Annotated in this window: 5 protein-coding genes; 2 read left to right on the forward strand and 3 right to left on the reverse strand. The window is 76.0% G+C overall.

Features of this window, described 5'->3' with window-relative positions; genetic code table 11:
- Positions 1–25: 25 nt before the first annotated feature.
- Positions 26–595 carry a mismatch-specific DNA-glycosylase gene (locus EKO23_RS24260; RefSeq protein WP_134721086.1) on the reverse strand — a complete coding sequence of 190 codons (570 nt, stop codon included), beginning with the start codon at positions 593–595 and terminating at the stop codon, positions 26–28.
- Between the two features lie 69 nt (positions 596–664).
- Between EKO23_RS24260 and EKO23_RS24265 the strand changes: the two genes are divergently transcribed.
- On the forward strand, positions 665–1,321 hold the full coding sequence (locus EKO23_RS24265; RefSeq protein WP_134721088.1) for a DNA alkylation repair protein: 657 nt from the start codon (positions 665–667) through the stop codon (positions 1,319–1,321).
- 6 nt (positions 1,322–1,327) lie between these two features.
- Here the strand turns inward: EKO23_RS24265 and EKO23_RS24270 are convergent, their stop codons facing one another.
- Entirely contained in the window at positions 1,328–2,884 is a 1,557-nt protein-coding gene (locus tag EKO23_RS24270) for a helix-turn-helix domain-containing protein (RefSeq protein WP_134721090.1), read from the reverse strand.
- 142 nt (positions 2,885–3,026) lie between these two features.
- Here EKO23_RS24270 and EKO23_RS24275 point away from each other — a divergent pair, with 142 nt between their 5' ends.
- Positions 3,027–4,151, forward strand: coding sequence for a class I SAM-dependent methyltransferase (locus EKO23_RS24275; RefSeq protein WP_134721092.1), 1,125 nt, complete (start codon positions 3,027–3,029; stop codon positions 4,149–4,151).
- A gap of 11 nt (positions 4,152–4,162) precedes the next feature.
- On the opposite strand, the gene EKO23_RS24280 is transcribed toward EKO23_RS24275, so the two are convergent.
- The gene (locus tag EKO23_RS24280; protein WP_134721094.1) at positions 4,163–4,627 is read right to left on the reverse strand and encodes a VOC family protein; all 465 of its coding nucleotides are present in this window, start codon (positions 4,625–4,627) and stop codon (positions 4,163–4,165) included.
- Positions 4,628–4,808 lie beyond the last annotated feature (181 nt).

Here is a 4,808-nt window from a genome sequence, read left to right on the forward strand (position 1 = left end):
AACTCAACGCCGAGGGAGGCGCAACTCAACGGGGAAGGATCCCCGCGGCCGCCGCCGCCTCGCCGTACGCCGCGGCCAGGTCGTCGAGGCTCGCGTGCGCGTTGAGCCCGCTCGGGTTCGGCAGCACGAACAGCCGGGCGCCGTCCCAGTCCTCCGGCTGCGGCCCGGTCACCGCGTCGCGACGGCCGAACGCCTGCCGGTAGGCGGTGATCCCGAGCACCGCGACCACCCGCGGCCGGCGCCGGGCCACGATCCGGCGCAGCCGCTCGGCCCCGGTGCGCAGCTCCTCGCGGGTGACCTCGTCGGCGCGCGCAGTGGCGCGCGGGCAGAGGTTCGTGATGCCGACGCCGCGCTCGTCGAGCTCGGCCAGCTCGGCGTCGTCGTACCCGCCGGCGGGGGCGAGCAGGAAGCGGGTGATCCCGGCCCGGTGCAGCGCCGGGTAGAACCGGTTGCCCGGGCGGGCGAAGTGGGCACCGACCGCCGCGGTCCACAGGCCCGGGTTGATCCCGACGAACAGCAGCCGCAGCGGGTCCGGGAGCAGGTCGGGCACGGTGCGGTCCCGGGCCGCCTCGAGGTCCTCGCGGGTCGGGCGCACCGGGTCACCGTGGCACGCGGCGGCGTCCGACGACCAGCGCCCGCCCCCGGCGCCCGGCAGGATGGGGTCATGGACCTGACCGCCGCCGCCGTCGTCGACGAGCTGTCCGGGCACTCCGACGAGGCCGAGGCCGCGAAGATCCGCAGGCGGGTGGCCGACGGGGAACCGGTGATCGGGGTACGCATGGGCACGCTGTTCGACCTCGCCAAGGAGGCAACGCGGCTTCCCGACGACGAGCTGGAGCGGCTCTTCGCCGAGCCCGCCTACGAGCCCCGGATGGTGGCCTTCTGCGTGCTCGACTTCCGGGCGCGGAAGCGGCCCGGCGACGCCGCCCTCTGCGCGACGTACCTCCGGCACCACGACGCGATCACCGCCTGGGACATGGTGGACCGGGCGGCGCCGCGGGTGGTCGGGTCGGCGGTCGCCGGCGGCCCGTACGACGAGCTGCACGACCTGGCCGGGTCCGCGGACCCGTTGCGCCGGCGTACGGCGATGACCGCGCCGTTGTGGTTCGTCATGCGCGGCGACGAGGACGACCTGGCCGCCGGCTACGACCTCGCGACCCGGCTGTGCGCCGACCCCGACCCCGTGGTGCACAACGCGGTCGGGATCTTCCTGGCCCATGCCGACGGCCGTGACCCGGGTCGGCTCGACGCGTTCCTGGCGGCGTACGGCGCGACCCTGCCGCGACCGGCGTACCGGCTGGCCACGCGCAAGCGGCGCTGACCCCGCTCAGCGGCGGGTCGGGTGCAGGGTCGCGTAGCGGGCGGCCTCGGCCCGGCGGCGCACCCCGAGCCGGGTGAGGATGCTGCTCACGTGGTTGCCGGCGGTCTTGGTGCTGATGAACAGCCGCTCGCCGATCTCGGCGTTGGTCAGTCCCTGCGCGACCAGCTGGAGCACCTCCCACTCACGCTGGGTGAGCTCGCCGGCCCCCTTGGCGCCGACCCGGCTCCGGTCCCCGAGGCTGCGCAGCAGCGCGGCGGCCGCGTTCACCCCGCTGGCGGCGCCGACCGCCTCGTACGCCGTGAGCGCGGCCCGGGCCTCGGCCCGCGCGACGTCGGGCGCGGTGGGTACGGCGAGCCGGGCCAGGCCCAGGTGCGCCTCGGCGCCCTCGATCGAGCCCTGCACCCCGGCCAGCTCGTCCAGCGCGGCCTCGAAGTGCGCGGCCGCTGGCCCGTCCTGCCCGGTGGCCAGCGCGACGTGGGCCCGGGTGACCTCGCAGCGGGCCCGGGCCCGGGCACTGTCGGTCGCTCCGACCAGGCGCCCCAGCCGCTCTACCGCCACCGCGGCCGCGCCCGGGTCATCGAGGGCGAGCTCCGCCTCGACCAGCACCGCCTGGGCGGAGATCCGGACCAGCACGTCGCCGGCGATGCGGCGACCGACCCGGGCGGCCAGGGCCGCGGCCACCGCGGCGTCTCCCCGGGCCAGCGCCAGCCGGGCTCGGGCCAGCGACGTCTCCGCTCCCTCGTCCTCCTCCTCGAGAGCCGCCTCGGCCTCCTCCAGCCGTCCCTGCAGCACGAGCAGCTCCGCGAGCTTGGCCGCCGGGGGCACGCAACGCGCCTCGTGCCCGGCCTCGTGCAGCCCGACCACCGCCGCCCGCAGCTGCTGCTCGGCGCCGCCGAAGTCCCCCTGGATCGCCTCGGCCTCCGCGCAGCAGGTCGCGCAGAACCCCAGCACCGCCGGGTAGCCGCGTCGGTCGACGAAGTCCTGCACCACGGCGAGCCAGCGGCTCAGCCGCTGCACGTCACCGGTCAGCTCGGTGGCCAGCACCAGGTCGCAGCATGCCTCCCCGACGGTTCGTGGCCGGGCCGCGGCACCGGAGGTGGCCAGCGCCATCGCCTCGTCGCAGCGGGCCAGCCCGTCGCCGAGGTCGCCGCCGCCGATCCGGGCGAGGCCGAGCCGGGTCAGCGCCACGACCTCCAGGTCCGGATCGCCGTCGCCCCGGGCCAGCTCGACGGCCGTGGCGGCGTACCGCTCCCGTCCCTCGCGGGTCGGGTCCGTGACCGCCCGGGCGAGCGCCACCCAGCCGTCCGGCCGCCCGTCGGCCAGGCGCTCGGCCCGGCCCAGCCACCCGGCCGCGGCCACGTCGTTCCCGAGCGCGCGGTACTCCCGGGCCACCCAGGCGCACAACCGGGCCGCGGTCGCGGTGTCGCCTGCGTCGGCGGCGTCCTGCGCCACCCGCTCCCACGTCGCGATCGCCTCGGTGACCCGGCCCGACCACCACTGCGACTCGGCGACCGCGAGCGGCGGGTCGGCGACGGTGTCGGGTGCGGGCGACGAGCGCTCCACGTCGCGAATCTACTCCCGCGGCCGGCCCCCGGACAGTGCATCCGACAGGGCCCCGGACAGGGCACGGAACAGGGAGTCCTCCCCATGCTCCCGCGGCTCCGCACCCCGATGGTGGAAGGACCACCGAGCAGAGGAGACCGTGATGAGCGAGATCGTGCAGGAGCGGACGGGCCGGGCGACCGAGGTGGACGTCGAGCAGCAGGTCGAGGAGCTGGTGGGCCGGCTCTTCCTGGGCGGGGTGGCGGCGTTCGAGCTGCTCACCATCCACCTGGGCACGGAGCTCGGCCTGTACGACGCGTTGGAGGGCAGCGGTGGCTGCACGGCACCCGGCCTGGCCGCCGCGTCGGGGATCGACGCCCGCTACGCCCGGGAGTGGCTCGAGCAGCAGGCCGCCGCCGGGATCGTCGACGTGGACGACCCCGAGGCACCCGAGGACGAGCGGGTCTTCCGGCTCCCGGCGGCCCATGCCGAGGTCCTGGCCCACGAGGAGAGCCTCGCCTACCTCGCCCCGATGGGCGGGCTGGTCGCCTCCCTCGGCGGCCTCCTCCCCCGGGTCGTCGACGTGTTCCGCACCGGCGAGGGCATCCGGTTCGGCGACTACGGCACCTACCTGCGCGACGGGCAGGGCGCGTTCAACCGGCCGGCGTTCACCAGCCTGCTCGCCTCGGACTGGATCGCCACCGGCCTCCCCGACCTGCACCGCCGGCTGCAGGCGGACCCGCCGGCCCGGATCCTCGACCTCGGCTGCGGCTACGGCTGGTCGAGCGTGGCCCTGGCGACGGCGTACCCCCACGCACGGGTGGTCGGCGTCGACCTCGACGAGCCCTCGATCGAGGCGGCCCGGCGGCACGCGAAGGAGGCAGGGGTCGACGACCGGCTGACGTTCGAGGTCGCCGACGCGTCGGCCCTGGGCTCGGGCACCTTCGACGCGACCTTCGTCCTCGAGGCCCTGCACGACATGGCGCAGCCGGTCGAGGTGCTGGCCGCGATCCGGTCCGCGCGCGCCGACGGCGGGACCGTCGTGGTCATGGACGAGCGGGTCGCCGAGACGTTCACCGCGCCGGCCGACGAGGTCGAGCGATTCATGTACGCCGCCAGCGTGCTGCACTGCCTGCCCGCCGGCCGGGCGGACCAGCCGTCCGTCGCCACCGGCACCGTGATGCGACCGGACACCCTGCGGCGGTACGCCACCGACGCCGGGTTCACCGAGGTCGAGGTGCTGCCCATCCACCACGACTTCTTCCGGTTCTACCGGCTGGCCGGCTGAGCGGCCTGCCTTCAGTCGCGGGAGCCGTCGACAGCGAAGCCCGCCCGTCGGCTCCGGTCGGCCAGCGACTCGGTCTCCTGGAAGACCGTGATCTGCTGGCCGGCCGGGGCGTCGAGCCGGGCGTTCAGCGACCGCCACGGAGTCATCGTGACCGGCGCCACGAGCTGGGCGCCGGCCTCCACGAGCCGGCTCACGGTGCCCGCGCTGTCGGTGACCTCGAACGCGAGCCGGACCGGTGCCGGGCTGGCCGGGCCGCCGGTCTCGGCCGCGTCGACCGCCACCTTGTGGGTCGGGCTGGCGATCTCGAGGGTGGCCCGCCCGGCGTCGAGGATCGCCACCCGGTCGTCACCGCCGTTCGCGAAAGCCGCCTGCTCCGGCAGGCCGAGCGCGTCGCGGTAGAACCACACCGCCTCGTCGTAGTCGTGGGCCTCGACGATGACCCGGAGCTGGAGGACGGGCGCGAGTTCCTGTGTCATGCCGGTCACGATCCCCGTCGGGTGGCGGCCCCGTCGAGACATTTCGCCGCCCCGCCCGCTGGTTCAGGAGCGAGCGCCGCCCCGCCCGACCCAAGAAGGTGGCTTCGAGACGGGCCTCGTCCCTCGGCCCTCCTCAACCACCGGGACCCGTCCGCTGGTTGAGGAGCGAGCGCCAGCGAGC

This window comes from Nocardioides guangzhouensis, from assembly GCF_004519545.1.
Classification (GTDB): domain Bacteria; phylum Actinomycetota; class Actinomycetes; order Propionibacteriales; family Nocardioidaceae; genus Nocardioides; species Nocardioides guangzhouensis.

What these genes read in the sequence shown, in the direction of transcription:
- EKO23_RS24275 (WP_134721092.1), top strand. Translation starts at nt 3,027, where the DNA reads ATGAGCGAGATCGTGCAGGAGCGGACGGGCCGGGCGACCGAGGTGGAC.
- EKO23_RS24280 (WP_134721094.1), bottom strand. Translation starts at nt 4,627, where the DNA reads ATGACACAGGAACTCGCGCCCGTCCTCCAGCTCCGGGTCATCGTCGAG.
- EKO23_RS24265 (WP_134721088.1), top strand. Translation starts at nt 665, where the DNA reads ATGGACCTGACCGCCGCCGCCGTCGTCGACGAGCTGTCCGGGCACTCC.